Raw genomic sequence first — 19538 nt, 5'->3', positions numbered from 1 at the left:
ACTGGGCCCGCCTCGGTCACCCCACGTAGTGCCCCCCGACGTACCAGCGGCCGGGGACGAACGGGGTGCCCTCGGCCCACGCCGTGAGCGCGGCGAGCGCGGCCTGCTGGCGGGCGACATCGGCCTCGGGGTCGAACGGGAGCGGCAATCGGTAGCGGGCCGCTAGCTCGTCAGCGATCCACCGCCGCAGCCGGTGCGGGGCGAAGGGAGCTGCCAGCGACGCCACCTGTGACGCAGGGCCGGCGGGCAGGCCCTGTCGCCAGCGGTCCGCCTCGGCAAACGCGTCGGCGTGCTCGGCCCACCACGCGCGCCAGCGCTCCGGGTCGGTGCTCGGCCCCTCGACGGTCGTCGTGAAGACGGGGGCGCCCGTCGGCTCGCCGGCCTCGCGGCGCGCGCGTTCGTCGTCGAACAGCTCGTCGTCGTCGAAGATGTCCTCGATGGTCGTTTCCTCGGTGAACGGGGCGCCGGTGATGAGGGCGAGGGCCCACGGCGCGCCCTCGACGCCCGCCTCGACAGCCTCGATGAGCGGGGGGACGGAACTCGGGTCGCCCATCAGCCCCAGCACGTCGGCGGCCGCGGGGGCCGTCGGCGGGTGGGCGAGGACGGCGTGCAGCCACGGAATGGCCGCCGAGGTCCCGGCGAGCGCGAACGCCGGCAAGAGGGCGGAGTCCGTGCGGGCGGCGCCGAGCACGGTCGCCGCCGCGTCGGGCGCCCCGCCACGCAGCAGGGCCACGGCGGCTTCCAGCCGGACCGACGGGGCGGGGTCGCCGAGGAGTGGCCGGAGGGCGACCAGGGTCGTGCCGTCGGCCGAGCGGCCCAGGGTGCGGACCAGGCGGGCGCGCATCCCGTCGGGCGCGTCCATCAGCCGGTCGAGCAGGACGCCCGCGCCGAGCCCCCGGCTCGTGATCAGGTCGGCCGCGAGGCGCAAGCGACGGGGGTCGTCCAAGAGGTCCGGCCGGAGGGCGCCGACCTCCCACGCCGCCGGGAGTTCAGCCACCAGCGCCTCCGACATCGCGTCAAGCGCTTCGCCGTCGTCGGGGTCGACGGCCTCCATGGCGATGCCGACCAAGTCACTCCGGCCGTGGCGGCAGAACACGCGGAGCGCGGCGTGGAGCTCGCCCGGGTCGCCGTCGAGCGCCTGCTGGCGGCACACCGCGAGCGCGAGGTCGCCGCCGAGCACGAGCGCGTCGAGGTGGGCCTCGAGTCGGTCCTGCTCGTCGCCCAGATCGGTCCACGCGAGGTCGGGGTTGAGGCGGTCGGCCGGGCGCTGCTCCCAGAGCGACGCGGCCTCGGCAAGGTGCTCGAGGAAGAGCCCGATCTGCCATCCCCGGCGGGAGGGCGTCTCGTCGAGGCGCGGCGGCTGGCTCATAGCGGGCGGAACGGGAAGCTGCGGTCGTCCAAGCGATCGACGGTTACCGCGAGCGCGAGCGCGGGGCAGTACTGGAACTCGTCGTCGAGCGCGAGCCCGGCGTCGGCGAGCAGGCGGAGCCAGGCGAGGCCGGGGATGGAGACGAACGCAAGCGGGTACAGCACGGCGTCGGGCGTGTCCCAGTGTCCGGAGGTCGCCTTCATGTCCTCGATCCGAGCCGCGCGCTGGTCGATCCACGCCGCGAAGGCGTCGGCCGCGGCGTCGCGGTCCCGGGCGGCGAGGGCGCGCAGGAGGCCGAGGCGCGGGTCGTCGCCACCGTCGAGCACGGCGTGGTAGCGGTCGAGCGTGGGGCCGAGGTCGGCGTCGGCGTCGAGCAGGTACCGGTGGAGGGTGTGGGCGTAGAGGAAGTCGTCCTCGTACTCGGCGCGCGGCATCCACGCGGTCTCCGACGCCGCCGCGATCTGGCGGGCGAGGTCGAACCGGCCGATCGCGAGGGCGTCGTGGAGCGGCGGGTCGTAGCTGGCGCGGCGGGCGCGGTCGTCGCTGCCGGCGGTCGCCTCCAGCAGCCAGAGCCGCGTCTGGGCCGAGCGCGCGAGGTGCTCGGCGTAGCCGTCGACGTTGGCGTCGAGCAACAGCTCGACGAGCCCCATCGCCTCCCGGTGGGCGCTCACCGACTGAGCCGCGCGTCCGCGCGCCGCCGGGTCGTCCGCCGCTTGCGCCTCCGCAATCGCGAAGTCGAGGTAGACTGCGAGGTCGTCGCCCACGTCGGAGAGGTCGAGGACGGGCATCAGCCGCGGAAGCTGGTGAAGGGGAGAAAGTCGAACCCAGTGAGGCCTGCGTCGCGGACCGCTTCGGTCACGTCGCGGCGGACCCCAAGAACTTGCGCCAGCCCCGCCAGCCGGAAGAGGACGGCGTCGTCGGGGATGCGGCCCTCGTCGACGGCCAGCTCGGTCACGTTCATCATGCGGTCGGGCATGAGCGGGTTGGCCATGAACACGCTGGCGTCGCGGTCGACGGCGTCGACGAGCCGGAGCGCGTTGGCGATGGCGTACGGCCCCGGCTCGCGCCGGCCCTTGTGGTTGACGACCCCGACCTCGAGCCACTCCACGGCGTCGCCGACGAGCGGGGCCAGCACGGCGCGGGCGCCCGGCGACACCACGAGCTCGCTGTCGAGCGTCGAGATGGCGTCTTCCACGACCAAGTCGTCGGGGGCGTCGTCGCTCATCACGTAGGTCGCGTCGGCCGGGAAGGCGTCGCCGACCGGGGCGCCCTTGCGCAAGAGGTACATCTTGTCGAAGCCGACGATGTGGCCGAACTGGGCGGAGCCTTGGGCGAGGGCGGGCTCGAAGCGAAAGAAGCGGAGGTCGGGGTCCATGGGACTAGAAGCGCATGACGGGAGGGGCAGGCGGCGGGCCGGGGATGTCGGCCATCGTCAACGGGATCCACCAGCCTGTGGACCCAGGGTCATTGCGGTGGACGAAGTTGTCCCGGACGCCGACGTGCCCGCCCCCACCCGGACCCGCGCCCCGCGCGACGAGCCCATTCCAATACATGTCGGCGATGGCCTGGAGCATGCTCTTGACGTTCTCGAAGTCGACGTGGCCGTCCTGGTCGCCGATCTCCTTGAGCGGGTCGAAGACGGTCTCCTTGAGCGACTTCGAGACCGCCGTGTTGTACTGGATGTGGCCGTAGCTGGAGGCCGGCTGGTGGCAGGGGATCGTGCCGGGGTCGCCGATCGCCGTCGAGAGCCCGGCTTTCGCGAGCCGGTCGAGGTCGGACTTGTAGGTGCGGATGGCGCCCCAGCGCGCGAGCTGGGTGTCGTTCTCGGCCGCGGCGGGCTCAGCGGTCCGGTAGTACATCAGGTAGGCCTTGAGCGTCGGCATCCCGGCCATGCTGTTGGGCTGGTTGATGTCGTAGTCCGTGACGTCGAGGCAGCCCTGGACGAAGTCGTCGACGGAGCTGAAGCAGGTGCCCGGCAGGACGTGGTGGGCCTGCCAGCGGTGGCCGTGGTAGCCCTTGCCGCAGCCGAGACACAGCGAGCGGTACTCGCTGCTCTTGTACTTCTCGAAGACGCCGACCTTGTCGACGTCGGGGGTGGTGTGCTTCTTGGCCATCGGTCAGGGGGCGGAGAGGGCGAATGCGCCTCGGAGCCCGTCGTCGGAGGCGGCCCACGCGACGGCGGTGTCGGCGGCGGAGACGCCCCGCGCGAAGGCGTGGACGGCTGTGGCGGCGGCGACGTACCCGGCGGCGGCGCCGGTGTCGCCGAAGGCCGTCGCGGGGTACGTCACGTCGGCGAACTCGAGGTCGGCGGCCAACCGCGCCCACGCGCGGCCCCACTCGCCCGCCAGGCGCGCGCCCCCGCCCAAGCCGCCGAGGCAGACCGGCCGGCGGCTCGCGCCGTCCAGCGCGGCCCGGACCACGCCCGCCAGAATGGCCCCCACCGGAGGCGCGTCAGACAACTCCTCGCGCCCCGCCGCCGTCTCCCCGAGCACGGCGAGCACCGTCGCGCCCCGCGCGCGTGCCCGACCGGCGGCCTCGACGCAGACGAACGCGGCGGCCTCGCCCGGTGTCAATCCCGTCGGCTCGGCCGGCGTCGCGAGCCACCCGAGTGTGTGGAGCGCGTCGAGCCAGCGGAGGTCGGCTCGCGCGTCGATCCCGCCGACCACGCAGGCCGGGGCCCGGCCCTCCCGGACGATCTGCTGGGCCTGCGTGAGGGCCACCGCCGCGCCCGCAGCCCCGTCGAACCGGACGCGGGCCGGCGCCGCGCGCGCCCCAGCCGACAACCCCGCCCGGATCCCAGGCAGCACCTGCGCTTCGATCCAGGGCTTGAGGGCGGCGTACGGAGGGCGGGCACCCTCTCGGGCCTCGGGCGGCGTCTCGTCGGCCGCTTGGGCGAGCGCCTCGACGGTCCCGTCGGCGAGCGTCACGATCCAGGCCGTCCGCGTGAGCGTGGCGTCGTCGAGCCCGGCCGAACGGATCACATCGGCCACGGCGGGGCGGCCGAGCTGGACGAGCCGGCCGACCTCGGCGAACCCGTCGGTGTACCACCCCATCGTGCGCGCCGTCACCGCGACCGAGGCGAGCGCCTCGCCGTCGAACACCTCGTAGTCGAGCGTCGTCGGGCGCGTGATCCCAGCGCGCGCCGCGGCACACGCCGTGACGGCGTCGAACCCGAGGCTCGATGCCATCCCCACGCCCGTGATGACGGTCGCGTCGGCCACGGCTAGTAGTGCTCGCCGCACATCAGGCACTCCGGCTTGGGGGGGATCCCGATGATGACGACGGGCGGCTGGAGGACCGGGAAGGGCGGCGTGTTCTTGTCGTTGTGGAGCATGAGGTCGAAGGCCCGCGCCACGTTCTTGCCCTCCACCTTGACGTCGAAGGAGAACATCACGAACTCGGCCTTCCCCTTGATCTTCGCGCTCACGATGCCCCCGCCGGCCGACCCGGCCTCGTCGCCGGTGCTCATCTTGAAGTTGGAGTCCTTGGTGCAGATCGGGTTGCCGTCCATCTTGACCTTTTTGCTCCCCTTCGCCGTGTCCGTCGACATCGCGATGTTGGGGTAGGGGATGGGCACGAACGGGGCCGGCGGCGCGGGCGTCTTGCACACGTCGGGGAACGCGATCGTCGTGCCGTTGCTCGACTTGTGGACGACCGAGAGGAAGTTGACGCCGACGGACGAGGGCATGGCTCAGGCGGTGACGGTGATCTCGCGGACGTCGACGAACCCGTGGGGCACGGCCAGCCCGCCGCTCCACACGAGCACGACCTCGCCAGCCGCCCCGCCGTCGCCGTCGACCACGACGCGGTTGAGCCCGAGGGCGACGGGCTGGCGACCGAGGCGGCGGCCCGCGACCTCGGCGCTCGGCGCGAGCCCGGGGAGCGTGAACCGGACCATGCCTCGCGGCGACACGCCACGCGCCGCGCCGTGCTCGTTGCCGCGCAGGCGCCCGGGGACGGTGAGGCCGGGCGGGGCCACGTCGAAAAAGCGGGCGTCGAAGTCGGTCGGGAGGAGGGGGCTCCGGGCGGCGGCCCAGGCGGCGTCGTAGGTCCCCGCAAACGCGGCGCGGGGCTGCCAGCCGGGCGCCACGAACCCGACGGGCGCCGGGGCCGGCCGGTCGTCGGGCGTACGGATCAGCGCGTCGGGCCGCTCGAAGTTGGGCAGCGGGCTCGCGTCGACGACGTGGCGCGTGCGCGAGGCCCGGTACCCGACGCCGACGGGGTTGCGGGGCTCGGCGCCGTGGTCGCGGTCGTCGGGCGCCGAGGCGTCGGTCCCGCCGGCGGCCCGCTCGTACGCCAGCGGGATCCGCTCGAACGGCGCCGGCCGCGACATCCGGGTGACGCCGAGCGCCGACTGCCACTCGCGGTCGCCGAACACGGTCGCCGCCGCCTTGGCGGGCCCGAGCTGGACGCCGACCTCGCCCTCGCGGTCGCCCGCCCGTGCGGGGTACGCCGAGCCGGTCAGCACCACGTCCGTCGAGCCCTTGCCGATGGTGAGGTCGGAGGCGTAGGCCACGCTCGACGCGCCGGGCTCGCCGGAGTACGCGTCCGCGAAGGCGACCTCTCGCTGGACCTCGGCCGGGGTCATCCCGCCCTCGCCGTCGAGCGCGTACGTCGCCTTGACGATCACGACGAGCCAGTCGGCCCCGTCGCGGTCGGCGACGGCGGCCGGGGCGGCGGCGAACGGCGTGGGGTTGGTGATCTCCATCAGTTGATGGCGACGCTGGCGCCCTTGACCTTGTGGAGCCGCTTGGCGCGGCTGGTGATGTCGGTCCCGAGCACGACCACCTTCCCGCGCTTGTCGATCCGGACGGAGCCCCCGCCGCACTCGATGGCGACCGACTCGTCGGCGGAAATCGTGATCCGGCGCCCGGCGATGCGGACCGTCTCGACGCCCTCGGGCACCACGATCTCGACGACGCGCGCCGTCTCGGGCACGCCGCGGTGCGGCCCGATCCGGCCCAGGATGTAGCCCGTCGCGCCGGCCCCGGCCACCAGCACGCGGTCGCCCGGGGCGAGCGCCAGCGGTGGCCCACCGGAGGTCTGGAGCACCCGGCACGACCGGGCCGCGCCGTCGTGGGTGCGGACGGTGACGGCGTCGGCGTCGACGGCGGTCACGTCGGCTTCGATCGCGAGGGCAGAGAGGAGGTCGGTCATGGCTAGTTCTCGGCGATCTGGGAGCCCTTGAGCGTCATCTTGCCCGAGGCCTTGAGGTCGATCTTCTTCCCCTTGATGGAGATGTCCCCGTTCTTCTTCATCACGATCTCGGCCTTGCCGCACTTGATCGTGAGCTGGTCGCCGACGTCGATGACGGACTTTTTCCCGACGCTCAGCGAGAGGTCCTTGCCGACCTGGAGGCGGCCGTCGTCGCCGAACTGGATGGCCCCGTCCTTGCCCGCCGTCAGCGACGCGTCGGCGTCGGCCTTCAGCGTCATCTCGGCGCCCGCCGTCATCGACACGTTGGCCCCGGCGCGGAGCGTCTTGTTGGCCCCGACGGTCTCGGAGCTCATCCCCCCGACCGACGCCGACATCGTCGCCCCGACGCTCAGCGAGTAGCTCACGCCGACCGTCGTCGAACTGCTCACGCCGACCGACTCGTCCTTCGACGACCCGACGGTCAGCGACATGTTGGCCCCGATCGACTCGCTGTGGTTGGCGCCCACCGTGATCCCGCGGTCCACCCCGACCGTCAGCGACTGGTTGTTGCCGACCTCGAGGGAGGCGTCGCGCCCGACCTCCTCGGCCTGGTCGCGCCCGACGGACATCCGCTCGTCTTGCCCGACCGTCTGCAGCCGGTTCGTCCCCACCGTGTTCTTCTGGTTGTCGACGACCTCGCAGTGGTGGTCTTTTGTCGCGTGCATGAACACGAGCTCGGCGCCCTGCGTGTCGTCGAACGTCAGCTCGTTCTCGCCCCACGACCGCATCACGTTGTGGGCCGCGTTGCTGCTCGTGACCGGCGAGAACTGGGCCGGGTTGTAGACCGTCGAGAGCCCCACGATGCGGTCGACGTTGCCGTCGACGCAGGCGACCACCATTTCGGCATCCTTGTGGACGGGGAAGTGCTGGCCGTAGCCGGGCCCGGTGTATGGCTGGGCGAGGCGGACGGGCTTGGTGGCTTGCGCGTCGCCCGCGTCGCCGAGGTCGAAGGGGAACCGGACGCGGTAGCGGCCCTGGTCGTCGACCGGCGCGTACGTCCCGCCGGCGCTCTCGACGGTCGCCGTGAGCACGCCGGGGAGCTTGGGCTCGGGCGTCCGGCGCGGGGGCCGGTACGGCACACCTGCAGGGACGGCCTGGAAGGAGTTCGAGTAGCCCGGCCGGACGTCGTCGGCGGAGGCGGCCTCCTCGGCGTCCGGCTGGCGCCCGAGGTGATGGACCTCGGTGATCAGGTAGCGTTGGTTGAGGTCGCTGCGGAAGTGATTGGCGAGGGCGAACTGGTGGCCCGTCCGGAAGCGCAGGCAGTCGCCGGTGCCGTGGAGCACGCGGCGCGTGGTCTCGATCTCTTCGAGGCGGACCTTCGCGAGCGCGGTCGAGCGGCCCCCGTCGCCCACGTGGATGGCCGAGTCCGAGTGGACGCCGACGGCGGGCCCGTCGCCTCCCTCCGCCTCGCCCGTCAGGTCGGCCCCAGGCGTGCGGTAGTTGTAGTCGGCGATCTCCGCGCGGGCGGTGACCAGCCGCTGGCGGATCCGGGCGTCGCGGATGGTCTCCAAGCTGTCGGTCGGGCGGAGCCCGTCGGCGTGGCTGTAGGGGATCTGGTCGTCGCCGTCGATCGGCTTGGCCGCGGAGGCATCGTCGGTCAAGACGAGGGTCTCTACGCCGCCGCCGTGCGAGAAGTGGTAGGCGATGCCCTCGAACTCGAGCAGCCGCTGGACGAACGCGAGGTCGGTCTCCTTGTACTGCGTCGTGTACTCGCGCGGGGCGTACGCGCCGGACAACGCCCACTCGTGCTCGACGCCGGCGTCGTCGAGGATCTGGGTCACGATCTCCTCGACGGAGAGGTTCTGGAAGATGCGGCTTCGGAACGAGAGCCCCAGCCGCCACAGCCGCGGCACGAGCACGACGCGGTAGGCGTACCGGAACTCCGACTGGCCGCCCGCCTCGTGCGACTGCTCAAAGTCGACGACGATGCCGCCCACCTCGGACGGCTCGTCGCCGCGGTACATCGTGAGCGTGGCCGGCCCGTCGATGACCTCGTCGAAGGGGACCTCGGGGTCGTCGGAGACCATCTCGATCTCGAAGCGGTACGGCTGCGAGATGGTCTCCACGCCCTCGAAGCCGACGACGCGGAACGTCTCGGTGGAGAGGGCACTGCACGCAAACTCGTGCCGGGCGATGCGGTGAGCACTCATGCGGGTAGTGTGTGGTCGCCCTCGGCAAGGAGGGCGGCGGGATCGGCCGCGTCCACCGCCCACGTCAGCGCGGGCCCCTCGCCGACCGGCACCTCAGATCTCGGCCGGGGCGCCTGCGTCGGGTCGGTAAAGTCGGCGTCGACGGACCGGGTGCACCGACCGCCCGGCGCGGAAGTCAATTGGAAGCCGACGGACGAGGACTCGGGCATGGGCGCGGGGCAGACGTACGTCGCGGACCACGGTCGTTCTACTATACCGGAAACGATCCCTCGCCTCGTCACCCGGGCGTCGTGCCCGCACGGCTGCCGCTCTCGGTGATCTCGACCGAGGCCACCAGCGCCAGCGCGGCTTCGGGGGCAAGGGCCAGCGCGCGGCTCGCCCGCCACGTCAGCGTGAACACGCCGTCGTCGGGCAGCAGCACCAGCGTGTCCAGCACGACGGTCAGTGGACTCGGCTCCGAGACGCGGGCGTTGGGGCCCGTGGTGGTCCGGGTGCGGACCGACACGCGCGGCGTCCGGCCCGGGAGGGCAAACCGGCGGCGCCCGTCCGGGGTGACGCGCAGCAGTTCGACCTCCTCGTCGCCTGCGAGGGCGCGCAGTTGGAGGCCAGGGTGAGCGCCGTTGTGGAACCGGGGGTCGAAGTCCTCGGGAAGCCCGAACTGCGGGTGGAGCTCCGTTGACCGGCCGGCCATTTGCGAGCGCGGCGACCATGCCTGCCCGAACACGCCCCAGCCGACGGGCGCCGGGCGGTCGTTCCACGTCCGGATCAACTGGCGGGGGTTCTCCAGGTTCGGCAGCCGTGTCCCAGCGGCCGTCGCCGGGCCATGGATGTAGCCGCGCCCGAGCGGGTTCTCGGCACACAAGCCGCCCCCCTCGTGATCGGAGCCGCCGAACGCGCGCTCGAAGACGAGCGGCATGGCCGTGAACGGGACGGGTGCAGACGGCGTCGGTGCCCCGCCCAGCATCGGCATCTCCCAGTGGCGGTCGCCGATCACGCGGATCACCTGCTCCAGCCGCCCCACTCGGAGCAGGATGTCGGTCTCCGTGGTGGCCCGCCCGCCCGGCGCGTAGGCGTGGCCCGCCAGCATCACGTCCGCGCGGGGCTTGTGGACGACGGCGTCGGACTCGGTGCGGACGCTCGCCGTCGGGTCGTCCTGGTGGTGCGCGTCGGCGGTGGCGAACGGGATCGGCTGGTCGGCGACCTCTACGGGGTCGCCGGGCCGCTCGGGAATCCGGAAGGTGCCCTTGACGACCACGGCGAGGTGCGCCTGGCGGTCCGGGCCCATTCCGATCACCAGGCCATGCGCGAACGGGGTCTCGTTTCGGATGTCCATCGCTAGCGGCGCGGCGCCGGAGTCGGCAGCGGCGGGGCGTCGGCGAGCAGGGCTCGGAGGTCAGCGGCGGGGAACGGCTCGCGGGCGAGGGGGAGGAACGGGACCGGAGGCGGCTGCTCGCGGGGGCCGTGCGCTGCGGAGACCGCGACGGGCATTCGGGCGTGGTCGGTCGCGCAGTCGCTCAGGTCGACGCCGTCGAGGCGGGCCCAGTGAAAGTCGGCGCCGAAAAAGCGTGTCCCGTTCGCGCGGACGCCTCGGAAGTCGACGCCGACGAAGACGGCCGCGAGAAAGTCCGACGCCTCGAAGCGGGCGCTGCGCAGGTCGGCGAACTCGAAGGAGGCGGCGTCGGCCGTGGTGGCCGCGAAGACGGCGCTGCCCAGGACGGCGCGGTCGAAGACGCTCGCCGACAGCTTGGCGCCGGAAAAGTCGCACCGCGACAGGTCGGCGAGGCGGACGCTCGCCCCGGACAGCGTGGCCGCGCGGAACGTGGCGCCGACCATCACCGCTTCGTCGAGGGTCGTGCCGGCGAACAGCGCCCGTGTGGCGTCGGCCTCGACGAAGCGTGCGCCCGCGAGGACGGCCTGGGTCAGCGTGGCGCCGTGCAACCGCGCCCGGACAAACGAGGCGCCTCGGGCCACCGCTTTGGTCAGATCGGCGTCCGTCAGGTCGCATCCGCTGAAGTCGGCCTCGTCGAAGCAGGACCCCTGGAGGTCGGCCCCGGCCATCGCGTTCCCCCGGAACCGGGCGCGCCGGGCGGCGCACTCAACGATGGCGATGCCGGCCATCGTCGCGCCGGTACAGTCGGCGTCGTCGAGCATGCAGCCTTGGAAGCGAGCGCCGCTGAGGTCCGCGCCGGTGAGATCGGCCCTGGAGAGGAGCGCGCCGGATACCGTGGCGCCCCGGAGGTCGGCCCCCGAGAGGCGAGCCTCCGTGAGCACGGCGCCCGAGAGGTCGGTCTCCCGCATGTCGGCCCCGCGGAGGTCGGCCCCCGACAGGGTGGCGCTGGCGAAGGCCCGGCCCCGCAGGTCGACGCCGGTGAGGTCGGCGCCGGTGAGATCGACCCCGCGAAGGTCTGCGTCGAGGTCGGGGAGGAGGGAGACCGTGTCAGGCATCGAGGTGGGCGAGCACGTCGCCGAGCGACGGCGGGCCGTCGAGCGCGAGGAGGTCGGGCGTGGGGCAGACGGCGCGACGCCCGCGCGACCGCCAGGGCGCCGCGCGCAGCGCGTGGTGGGTGTGCATTCCGGTGATGCCCTCGGGGGAGCCGTCCGGGGTGCGGGACTCCGCGAGCCCTCCGGGGATGGCGTCGAGGTAGTCGGGGTCGAGGAAGAAGGCGTCCAGGACGGGCCAGGGCAGGCCGAGGTCGGCGGCGCGGGGCACGGCGGCCTGGTCGATGCGCACGTCGCGATGCGGGTCGGGCGCCCAGGCGTCGAGCCCGGCGTCCGGGCTGGCCGAGCGGGCGGGGAGCGCCGCCGCCAGCCCGCGCAGGACGGCGGCTACCTGCCGGGCGGCCTGGCTGGCGGGGGGGCACCGGACCTCGGCTCGCGCCCACACGACGATGGGCACGGGGCCCACGTCGACCGACACCGCCACGCCGTGCCGCGCCACGTGCACGCGGAGCGCGAGCGGCTGCCCGTCGAGCCCCTCGCCGGTCGCCAGCACCTCGTCCCAGGTCTCGGTCGGCGACGCTACGAGGTCGGCCGTCCGGTCGCCCCTGCGCAGGTGCGTGGGGCGGTCGATGGCGTCGTAGGCGATGTCGAGAGGGCCCGCCTCGGTCTCGACGCGGACCAGTCGGTCGGCGGCGTCGAAGCCCATCCGAGCATCGAGGTGGCCCCCGAGGCGGGCCGGTCGGCCCAGCGCGTCCGTCTCGACGTCGACGACCGGGGTGCCGCCCGACAGGATCGCGGTCGGCCACCCATCGGCGTCGGCGGCCAGGCGCAGGGCGACGGAGGCGTCGGCGTGGGGCGGGCGGCCGTCGATCTGGGTCAAGCGACCCTCCGCGCCGTAGCCGAACCGGACCGCGCCGAGGTGCGCGTCGCCGAGCCAGCCTTCCCACAGGAGCAGCTCGCCGTGGGCGCCGTAGGCAAACGCCGTCCGTTGCTCGCCAGCGATCTGCACGCGCAGGTCGCCCGCGCGGTTGTAGCGGCGCTCGCCGGTCGGGTCGGTGACGACGGTCTCGCCGTCGTCGACCGCGTAGGAGGCCGTGCCGTCCGGGCCCTCGACCGCGGCGATCCGGCCGTCGGCGAGGTACGCGATCTCGAGATGGGCTCCATCCTGGCGGTCGACGCGGGCCAGCCGTCCCTGCGCGTCGTGCGAGACGGCGACCTGGCGGTCGCCGGGCCCGGCGATGCGGACGATCCGGCCGGCCCCGTCGCGGTCGATTTTGATGCGGTCGCCGTCGGAGTCAGACACCGCCGTCAGGCGGCCGGCGGCGTCGCGGAAGGCCTCGATGCGGTAGTCGCGGCCCACCTCGACCGCCGCCAGATGTGCGTCGTCGCCATAGCGCCGACGCTCGCGACGGCCCGAGCGGTCGACGCGGCTGACGAGGCGGCCCGCGCCGTCCCACGTCTCCTCTCGGCGCTTGCCCTCGGCGTCCTCGACGGCGAGCCCCTGGGGCGACCACGACAGCCGAGCGGTGCGCCCCGCCGGGCTGACGACGGACTCGACCCGTCCGGCGCGGTCGCGCTCGATGCGCCACACATGCCCCTCGGGCGTTCGGATGGCAGCAAGGGTGTGGGCGTCCGACCACGCGAGCGTGAAGGGTGCCTCGTCCTCGATGAGCCCCACCGTCACCGCGCGGCCGTCCGCGTCGTAGGCGATGGCCGCGGCGCGGAGGCCGTGGTCGACCACCAGCAGCGAGGCTTCGGACGGATCGAACGCCTGGAAGATGAGGGGCCCGTCGGCCTCGCCGTAGCCCGCCAGCCGCCCGTCGAGGCCGTAGTAGAAGACGCGCGCGGAGGCGTCGGGGCGGATCTGCTCCAGCACCTGCCGGTCCGGAGTGTGCCGGTAGAGCGTCTGGCTCCCGGCGCCGTCCAGCACGCGCGTCGTGTGGCGGCGGGCGTCGTAGCCGACCCGGACGCCGGCCCCACTCGTCCCCCAGATCGCGAGCCCTCGGCCCTCGGCGTCGTACTGGGCGAACGTCGTGGCCCCGTCCGCGCGGTGTTCGACGAGTCGGCCGCTCGCGTACGCGAAGTGCTCCAGTCGGCGCCCTGGCCCCGCGGCCGATCGCAAGGCCCCGCCGGTGTAGTTCCACCGCGCCAGCACGTCGCTCTGTCGCCCCTGCACAACCGCCTCGATGCCGTCGCTTCCGTACTCAAGGTGGAGCGGGCCGCTCGGCGCGCCGGCCACCCGGACCACGCGCCCGCCGCGCCGGTCCAGCGTCAGCGACCCGCCGCTCCCGTCGCGCACGGCGCTGAGCGGGATGGTCTCGCCGACGGCGCCTCGCTTGTCGAACACGAGCCGGCGCCGGGGCGACGCCCAGAGCACGTAGGCGTCGGGGTGATGCTCCAGCACGAGCCCGGTGTCCTCCTGCCGCGCCGCGCGCCCCGGCCCGATGGCCCCGAACGCCGCCCCGTCGAAGGCGCCGCCGACGCAGCGCACCGCTTCAGCGTCGACGGTGAGGGCGACGTCGAGCGTCCACGTCCACCCCGGCCCGAAGGCGCCTCCAGCGGTGCGGAAGCTGCGGTACGCCCGGCGGAGTACGAGTGGGATCGGCCCGGGGATGACGGCGTCGACGGCGTCCAGCCCGACCTCGCCCGTCGCGACATCGATCCGCAGGCGAGCGGGAGGAGCGACGCTCACAGCATCACCGTCGGAGCCCCCGCCACGATCGGGTTGGGGATCATCGGAGGGACGACGGCCCCCGCCTCCATGACGATGTCGCCCAGGCGAGACGCGGGTTTGCCACCGACGAGCACGTTCGGGATCGTCGGCGTGGTGACGCCCGGTCCGTGCGGGGTGCCGGGCCCGGCGGGCGGAGGCGCGTTCGGGATCGGGCACGTGTGCATGTCGCCCGCGCGCCAGCCGGGCTGCCCGGCGATGAGGACCGTCAGGCAGGCAGCCCCCAGAAGTGGGGGGCCGTGCGTCGTGGCGTCGCCGAGACGGGCTGCGGGGGCGGGCATGGCTAGTTGATCTGGACGATGGCGCCCTTGACGGAGGCCATCACACCCGCCTTTAGCTCCGCAGTGAGCGACGACTCGAGGCTCATCGCGCTTATCGACTTGGCGGTGAGCGTCCCCAGCGAGTTGATCTTGACACCGGCGGCGTCGAGTGTGATCGAGTGGGTACCCGAGGTGAGCCTGACCGTGCCCTCGGGCGACATCTCCAGCTTCGTCGCGCCGCACTCGAGGGTCAGTTTTGTGGTCCCCTTGATGAGCGTGTCGGTGCCGGATTCGACCTTGACGGCCGTGCCGGCCGCGATAGCGGTGTCGGTACCGGACTCGATCTTGACGGACGTGCCGGCCTTCTGCTCGATCTTGAGCATCGCCTCAGACGTGATGCTTTCCGTCTCTGACTTGGTCTCGACGTTCTGCAAGGCCGTGACGGTAACCTTGCCGGACTTGGCCAAGGTGTCGATGTCGTTGAGCGCCGCCGTCGTAGCGATGCCGCCCTGGCCGGCGCCGATGTTGATGCCGCCCGCGCCGACGAGCAGGTTCATGCCCAGCGTGGCGGCGGTGAGGTCGATGCCCGTCGCCGAGGTGAGGCCGATGCCGCCAAGCCCAGCGTAGGCCGAGATGCCAGCCGAGGTGGCCATGATGATGCCGCCAGGGCTGGTCATGAAGATGCCCGACATCCCGATCCCCAAGCCCGTCCCCGCTGCGGTGTTCGCGGCCCCGAACGCCGTCCCGAGGAGGTTGGCCCCCAGGAGGCCTGTCCGGAAGCTCGCGTTGTGAAGCCGCGCGCCCATCGCCGACAGGATGAGCCCGATGGCCGAGTCGACGGCCGTCATGGCGATCCCGACGGTGTTGAGGTCCGCCCCCATGAGCGCCTCCGGGGAGCTCTCGCCGGCCTTGACCCAGACGCTGCCGCCCCCGTGGACGAGCGTCGACCCCTTCGTCTCCAACTGGATCCCCTCGACGGACCCGTCGGCGGCGCCGATGTGGATGCGGCTCTCCGAGGTCGGGCTCGAGAGGTCGATGCCGACCGCGTTCATCGTGTCCTTGAGCACGATGCGGTTGTCGGCGGCCGTCTTGACGGTGTTTTCGGCCGGGTTCGCCGAGGTCACCGGCGATTTCTGGGTCGGGTTCGGGACCGTCCCCAGCCCCACCAGCCGGTCGATGTTGCCGTCGACGCAGGCGATCACCATCTCCGCGCCCTTGTGGACGGGGAAGTGCTGGCCGTAGCCGGGCCCCGAGTACGGCTGGGCGAGGCGGACCGGCTTGGTGGCCTGTGCGTTGCTGGCGTCGCCGATGTCGAAGGGGAAGCGGACGCGGTAGCGGCCCTGGTCGTCGATCGGCGCGTACTGGCCCGTCGCGACGTTGCTGCCGTTGGTGCTCTCTACCTTGGCCGTCAGGATGCCCGGGAGCGTCGGCACGGGCGTCTTGCGCGGGGGGCGGAACGGGATGGCGGCGGCGACGCAGCGGAAGCGGTTGGCGTAGCTCGACTCGGTGGTCTCGCTGGCGCCCTGTGCCTCTCCAGAGTCGGGCTGGGAGCCCTCGTGCGTGATGTGCGTGAGGAGGTAGGCCTGGTTGAGGCTCGTGCGGAAGTGGCGGTCGAGCGTGAAGCGGTAGCCCGTCCGGAACCGCAGGCAGTCGCTCCTGCCCGTCATCACCTCGCGTGTGGAGGTGACCTCTTCGGCGCGCACCTTGACGAGCCGCTCGTTGCGGGTGGGCGTCATGGTGTGCGTCATCGCCTCGGAGCGGACCCCGAGGGAGGGCTTCCCGCTCACCGGCGACGTGGCGAAGATGTCGTCCTCGGGCGTCCGGTAGTTGTAGTCCTTCAGTTTCGTCTCGGCAGTCACCATGCGCTGGCGGACGCGGAAGTTCTTGACGGTCTCCACGTCGTCCTGCGCGACCAAGCCATCGCCGTGGGAGTAGGCCAGCGTGTCGTCGTCGGCGATGGTCACGGCATCGCTGGCGTCGTCGCTGAAGATGACGGTGTCCTTGCCCTTGGCGTGCTCGATGTAGTAGCGGATCCCCTCGAACTCGAGCAGCCGCTGGACGAACGCGAGGTCGGACTCCTGATACTGCGTCGTGTACTCGCGGGGCTTGTAGCTCGCCTTCAACATCCACTTGCAGTCGACCCCGGCCGCCTTGAGGATCGTGGAAACGATCTCTTGGACGGTCAGATTCTGGAAGATGCGGCTCTGCTCCGAGAGGGCCAGCCGCCAGATCCGGGGGACGAGCACGGCCCGGTAGACGTAGCGGAAGTCGGACTGCCCGCCCGCAGCGTGGGACTGCTGAAAGTCGGAGATGACACCGTCGATCTCGGAGGGGTCGTCGCCGCGAAGCATCGTCAACGTCGCCGGCTTGTCGATGACCTTCGCGAAGTCGACCTCGGCGTCCTTGGAGACGAGGTGGACGACGAAGCGGAAGGGTTCCGAGATGGCCTCGGTGCCCTCGAAGCGCAAGACGCGGAACGTGTCTGAGTCGAGCCCGCTGGAGGCGAAGGTGTGTCGGGCGATGCGGCTCATGAGTTCGGCGTCGGGTCCTCCGTGGACTCAGGCGCCGGGACGTCCTCGGCCGTCGGGCCGTTGGCGGTCGCCCCCTCGGCGACCGGTTCATCGTCGATCGGTTCGGCGGGCGCCTTGGCCTCGGGAGGTGCCTCGGCCTCAGGGGTCGGCTCGGCGGGCGCAGCCGCCGCAGGAGCGGCCGCCGCATGTGCGGTGTCCGCGCCGTCCCCATGGTGGCCGACGACCGACGAGGCGCCGTCGGTCTCGATGAAGGTGTAGGTGAAGTCGCCGGCCTCGTCGATCCCCAGTTCGAGGGCGGCGGGCAGGTTCTCCTCGGCAAGGCGGGCCAGCAAGGCGCGGCTGGCGGCCGGGAGCACGGTCCGGTCGATGATGGCGTCGATGTTGCGGGCGCCCGCGTCGACGGTCGTGCACCGGTCGGCGACGGTCTCGACGACCTCGTCGGTGTAGACGAACCGGACGCCGTGGTTCGACTGGAGCCGGCGGTCCACCTTGTCGAGCTTGAGCCGGGCGATCTGCGCCATCGCGTCGCGGTCCAGGCTCAGGAACGGGATGACGTTCATCCGGCCGAGCAAGGCCGGCTGGAAGTGGTTCGCCAGCGGCTCGTGGATGAGCGCGCGCAGCTCGTCGAGCCGGGGCGCCACCTCGGCCATCGACGCCTGCTGCACGAGCGCGCTGCCGACGTTCGAGGTGCACAGGATGACGGTGTTGGAGAAGTCGACCTCGCGGCCCTCGCCGTCGCGCAGGATGCCCCGGTCGAAGACCTGGTAGAACATCTCCATGACGTCGATGTGGGCCTTCTCGACCTCGTCGAGCAGGACGACCGAGTACGGCCGCTGGCGGACGGCCTCGGTGAGCACGCCGCCCTCGCCGTAGCCGACGTAGCCGGGAGGCGCGCCCTTGAGCTGGCTCGTCGTGTGGCTCTCCTGGTACTCGCTCATGTTGATCGACACCAGGAACCGCTCGCCGCCGAAGAGCAGCTCCGCGAGCGCACGGGCGGTCTCGGTCTTGCCGACGCCACTCGGGCCCGCCAGCATGAACACGCCCAACGGGGCGTCGGCCTTGCGCAGGCCCGCCTTGGCGGTGCGGAGCGCGTCGGCGATCTCGGTGAGCGCCTCGTCCTGGCCTCGGATGCGGGAGGTGAGCCGGTCTTCCATTTCGAGGAGCATCTGCGCCTCGTCCTTCAGCATGTCGCCGATGGGGATGCCGGTCCAGTCGGCGATGACCTCGGCGACGACGCGCGGGCCCACCTCGGCGTGGACGAGCGGGCCGTTCTCCTCTTGCAGTGCCTCGAGGCGGGCCCGCAGGTCGTGGACGCCAGCGGGCGCGTCGCCCCCGGCGTCGGCGGCGACGCGGCGGGCGCCGTCGAGCTCACGCGCGATCACGCGCTCGGCCTCCCAGCGCGCACTGAGCACCTCGGTGTCGGTCGCGAGCTGGTCGCGCTCGGACTCCAGCGCCGCCAGCATCTCGTTCGAGCCGAGCCCGGCCGAGTGGTCGCGGGTGACGGCGCCGATCTCGGTGTTGACCTCGTGCAAGCGCCGGGCGACGGCGTCGAGCGCGGACGGCGTGGCGTCTTGCGACATCCGCACGCGAGCGGACGCCGTGTCGAGCAGGTCGACCGACTTGTCGGGGAGCTGGCGGCCCGAGAGGTAGCGGTCGCTCAACTCGACGGCGGCGCGGACGGCCTCGTCGGTGATCTGGACGGCGTGGTGGTCCTCGTAGCGGTCGCGCACGCCGCGCATCATCACGACGGCCGTCTCGACGTCGGGCTCGTCCACCTTGACCTGTTGGAAGCGCCTTGCCAGCGCCGGGTCCTTCTCGATGTGGCGCTTGTACTCGCTCCACGTCGTGGCCGCGATGCTGCGCAGCTCGCCGCGCGCGAGCGCGGGCTTCAGGAGGTTGGCCGCGTCGCCGGTCCCCGCCGCGCCGCCCGCGCCCACGAGTGTGTGGGCCTCGTCGATAAACAGGATGGTCGGCCTCGCCGCCTCGCCGACGGCGTCGATCACGGCCTTCATGCGCGCCTCGAACTCGCCCTTGACGCCCGCCCCGGCCTGCAACGCGCCGAGGTCCAGCGCGGCGATCTCGGCGTCGCGCAAGGCGAGGGGCACGTCGCCCGCGACGATCCGCAGCGCGAGCCCCTCGACGACGGCCGTCTTGCCGACGCCCGCCTCGCCGACGAGGATGGGGTTGTTCTTCCGGCGCCGCGAGAGCACGTCGATGACCTGCCGGATCTCGCGGTCGCGCCCGAAGATGGGGTCGATGCCGCCCTCGCGGGCGCGGTCCGTCACCGACTGCGTGTACAGGTCGAGCGCTGTCTCGCCCTCGCCGCCCGCTTGCGGAATTCGGGCGCCCGACTTGGTGGCCCGGTTCTCTTCCGACCCGTCGACGAGTTCGAAGAACCGCTCGCGCAAGGCGTCGGCGGTCGCGGGCTGCATGGCCTCGCGCGCGGCGGACGTGGCGAAGGAATCGCTCTCGAGGTACGCCTCCAGCAGCGCACCCGACCGGACGGCCGCCAGCCCGTGGTGGACCGACGCGACGACCCAGCCTCGCTCGACCAAGTCCAGGAGGAGGGGCGAGAACGCCGGCCGCCCCGCGTTTCCACTCTTGTACGCGCCGACCGTGTCGCCGAGCGCCTTGCCGACGGCGCCGACATCGGCGCCCAGGCGCGACAGCGCCAGCGTTACGTCGCCGGTGCCGTCCTCCATCAGCTTGAGCAGCAGGTGCTCGACGGTCACCTCGTAGTGGCCCCGCCCGACGGCCAGGCCGGCGGCCCCTTCGAGCGCGCGCGTCGTGGGGTCGTTGAGAGTGCGGAGCAGGCGTTTGACGTCTCGTGAGATCATGAGCGGAGGGAGCGGGGAGGAGAGA

The 19538-nt window shown here is 72.7% G+C and carries 16 protein-coding genes; all 16 read right to left on the bottom strand.

Annotation, left to right across the window (positions count from 1 at the left end; genetic code table 11):
- Positions 1–16 precede the first annotated feature (16 nt).
- The 16 genes from ACLII4_RS17350 to tssH all read right to left on the bottom strand — a co-directional run bounded on the left by ACLII4_RS17350 (position 17) and on the right by tssH (position 19513).
- On the bottom strand, positions 17–1369 hold the full coding sequence (locus ACLII4_RS17350; RefSeq protein WP_412068656.1) for a HEAT repeat domain-containing protein: 1353 nt from the start codon (positions 1367–1369) through the stop codon (positions 17–19).
- Positions 1366–2157: a hypothetical protein gene (locus ACLII4_RS17345; RefSeq protein WP_412068655.1), complete on the bottom strand. Its 792-nt coding sequence runs from the start codon at positions 2155–2157 to the stop codon at positions 1366–1368. Before ACLII4_RS17345 ends, ACLII4_RS17350 begins: the two co-directional genes overlap by 4 nt.
- Complete coding sequence (locus ACLII4_RS17340; RefSeq protein ID WP_412068654.1) at positions 2157–2744, bottom strand: imm11 family protein; 588 nt, start codon at positions 2742–2744, stop codon at positions 2157–2159. Before ACLII4_RS17340 ends, ACLII4_RS17345 begins: the two co-directional genes overlap by 1 nt.
- 4 nt (positions 2745–2748) lie before the next feature.
- Positions 2749–3483, bottom strand: coding sequence for a hypothetical protein (locus ACLII4_RS17335; RefSeq protein ID WP_412068653.1), 735 nt, complete (start codon positions 3481–3483; stop codon positions 2749–2751).
- Between the two features lie 3 nt (positions 3484–3486).
- Positions 3487–4590, bottom strand: a complete 1104-nt coding sequence (locus ACLII4_RS17330; protein WP_412068652.1) for a hypothetical protein — start codon at positions 4588–4590, stop codon at positions 3487–3489.
- 2 nt (positions 4591–4592) lie between these two features.
- The gene (locus ACLII4_RS17325; RefSeq protein ID WP_412068651.1) at positions 4593–5057 is read right to left on the bottom strand and encodes a DUF4150 domain-containing protein; all 465 of its coding nucleotides are present in this window, start codon (positions 5055–5057) and stop codon (positions 4593–4595) included.
- 3 nt (positions 5058–5060) lie between these two features.
- The gene (locus tag ACLII4_RS17320; RefSeq protein WP_412068650.1) at positions 5061–6077 is read right to left on the bottom strand and encodes a DUF2169 domain-containing protein; all 1017 of its coding nucleotides are present in this window, start codon (positions 6075–6077) and stop codon (positions 5061–5063) included.
- Entirely contained in the window at positions 6077–6526 is a 450-nt protein-coding gene (locus ACLII4_RS17315; RefSeq protein WP_412068649.1) for a hypothetical protein, read from the bottom strand. The genes ACLII4_RS17320 and ACLII4_RS17315 overlap by 1 nt, the downstream gene beginning before the upstream one ends.
- 2 nt (positions 6527–6528) lie before the next feature.
- A complete protein-coding gene (locus ACLII4_RS17310; RefSeq protein ID WP_412068648.1) occupies positions 6529–8715 on the bottom strand; it encodes a type VI secretion system Vgr family protein in 2187 nt (728 codons plus the stop codon).
- Entirely contained in the window at positions 8712–8924 is a 213-nt protein-coding gene (locus tag ACLII4_RS17305) for a hypothetical protein (protein WP_412068647.1), read from the bottom strand. The genes ACLII4_RS17310 and ACLII4_RS17305 overlap by 4 nt, the downstream gene beginning before the upstream one ends.
- Before the next feature lie 68 nt (positions 8925–8992).
- The gene (locus ACLII4_RS17300) at positions 8993–10048 is read right to left on the bottom strand and encodes a DUF2169 domain-containing protein (RefSeq protein ID WP_412068646.1); all 1056 of its coding nucleotides are present in this window, start codon (positions 10046–10048) and stop codon (positions 8993–8995) included.
- A 2-nt stretch (positions 10049–10050) separates the two neighbouring features.
- Positions 10051–11160, bottom strand: a complete 1110-nt coding sequence (locus ACLII4_RS17295) for a pentapeptide repeat-containing protein (protein ID WP_412068645.1) — start codon at positions 11158–11160, stop codon at positions 10051–10053.
- The gene (locus ACLII4_RS17290) at positions 11153–13846 is read right to left on the bottom strand and encodes a DUF6531 domain-containing protein (protein ID WP_412068644.1); all 2694 of its coding nucleotides are present in this window, start codon (positions 13844–13846) and stop codon (positions 11153–11155) included. The genes ACLII4_RS17295 and ACLII4_RS17290 overlap by 8 nt, the downstream gene beginning before the upstream one ends.
- Positions 13843–14166 (bottom strand): hypothetical protein, encoded by a 324-nt coding sequence (locus ACLII4_RS17285; RefSeq protein WP_412068643.1) that lies wholly within the window; start codon positions 14164–14166, stop codon positions 13843–13845. The genes ACLII4_RS17290 and ACLII4_RS17285 overlap by 4 nt, the downstream gene beginning before the upstream one ends.
- A gap of 2 nt (positions 14167–14168) precedes the next feature.
- Entirely contained in the window at positions 14169–16676 is a 2508-nt protein-coding gene (locus ACLII4_RS17280) for a type VI secretion system Vgr family protein (RefSeq protein ID WP_412068642.1), read from the bottom strand.
- Positions 16673–19513, bottom strand: a complete 2841-nt coding sequence (gene tssH / locus ACLII4_RS17275) for a type VI secretion system ATPase TssH (RefSeq protein ID WP_412068641.1) — start codon at positions 19511–19513, stop codon at positions 16673–16675. Before tssH ends, ACLII4_RS17280 begins: the two co-directional genes overlap by 4 nt.
- Positions 19514–19538 lie beyond the last annotated feature (25 nt).

Source organism: Rubrivirga aquatilis (assembly GCF_046845665.1).
Lineage (GTDB): Bacteria > Bacteroidota > Rhodothermia > Rhodothermales > Rubricoccaceae > Rubrivirga.
Note: the sequence above shows the minus strand (reverse complement) of the source record. Positions and strands in the feature narration are given on the sequence as shown.

Excerpts from the sequence above, each read along its gene's own strand:
- ACLII4_RS17335 (WP_412068653.1), bottom strand. The coding sequence starts at position 3,483 with ATGGCCAAGAAGCACACCACCCCCGACGTCGACAAGGTCGGCGTCTTC.
- ACLII4_RS17300 (WP_412068646.1), bottom strand. The coding sequence starts at position 10,048 with ATGGACATCCGAAACGAGACCCCGTTCGCGCATGGCCTGGTGATCGGA.
- ACLII4_RS17310 (WP_412068648.1), bottom strand. The coding sequence starts at position 8,715 with ATGAGTGCTCACCGCATCGCCCGGCACGAGTTTGCGTGCAGTGCCCTC.
- ACLII4_RS17350 (WP_412068656.1), bottom strand. The coding sequence starts at position 1,369 with ATGAGCCAGCCGCCGCGCCTCGACGAGACGCCCTCCCGCCGGGGATGG.
- ACLII4_RS17340 (WP_412068654.1), bottom strand. The coding sequence starts at position 2,744 with ATGGACCCCGACCTCCGCTTCTTTCGCTTCGAGCCCGCCCTCGCCCAA.
- ACLII4_RS17315 (WP_412068649.1), bottom strand. The coding sequence starts at position 6,526 with ATGACCGACCTCCTCTCTGCCCTCGCGATCGAAGCCGACGTGACCGCC.
- ACLII4_RS17325 (WP_412068651.1), bottom strand. The coding sequence starts at position 5,057 with ATGCCCTCGTCCGTCGGCGTCAACTTCCTCTCGGTCGTCCACAAGTCG.
- ACLII4_RS17295 (WP_412068645.1), bottom strand. The coding sequence starts at position 11,160 with ATGCCTGACACGGTCTCCCTCCTCCCCGACCTCGACGCAGACCTTCGC.
- tssH (WP_412068641.1), bottom strand. The coding sequence starts at position 19,513 with ATGATCTCACGAGACGTCAAACGCCTGCTCCGCACTCTCAACGACCCC.
- ACLII4_RS17285 (WP_412068643.1), bottom strand. The coding sequence starts at position 14,166 with ATGCCCGCCCCCGCAGCCCGTCTCGGCGACGCCACGACGCACGGCCCC.
- ACLII4_RS17280 (WP_412068642.1), bottom strand. The coding sequence starts at position 16,676 with ATGAGCCGCATCGCCCGACACACCTTCGCCTCCAGCGGGCTCGACTCA.
- ACLII4_RS17345 (WP_412068655.1), bottom strand. The coding sequence starts at position 2,157 with ATGCCCGTCCTCGACCTCTCCGACGTGGGCGACGACCTCGCAGTCTAC.
- ACLII4_RS17320 (WP_412068650.1), bottom strand. The coding sequence starts at position 6,077 with ATGGAGATCACCAACCCCACGCCGTTCGCCGCCGCCCCGGCCGCCGTC.
- ACLII4_RS17305 (WP_412068647.1), bottom strand. The coding sequence starts at position 8,924 with ATGCCCGAGTCCTCGTCCGTCGGCTTCCAATTGACTTCCGCGCCGGGC.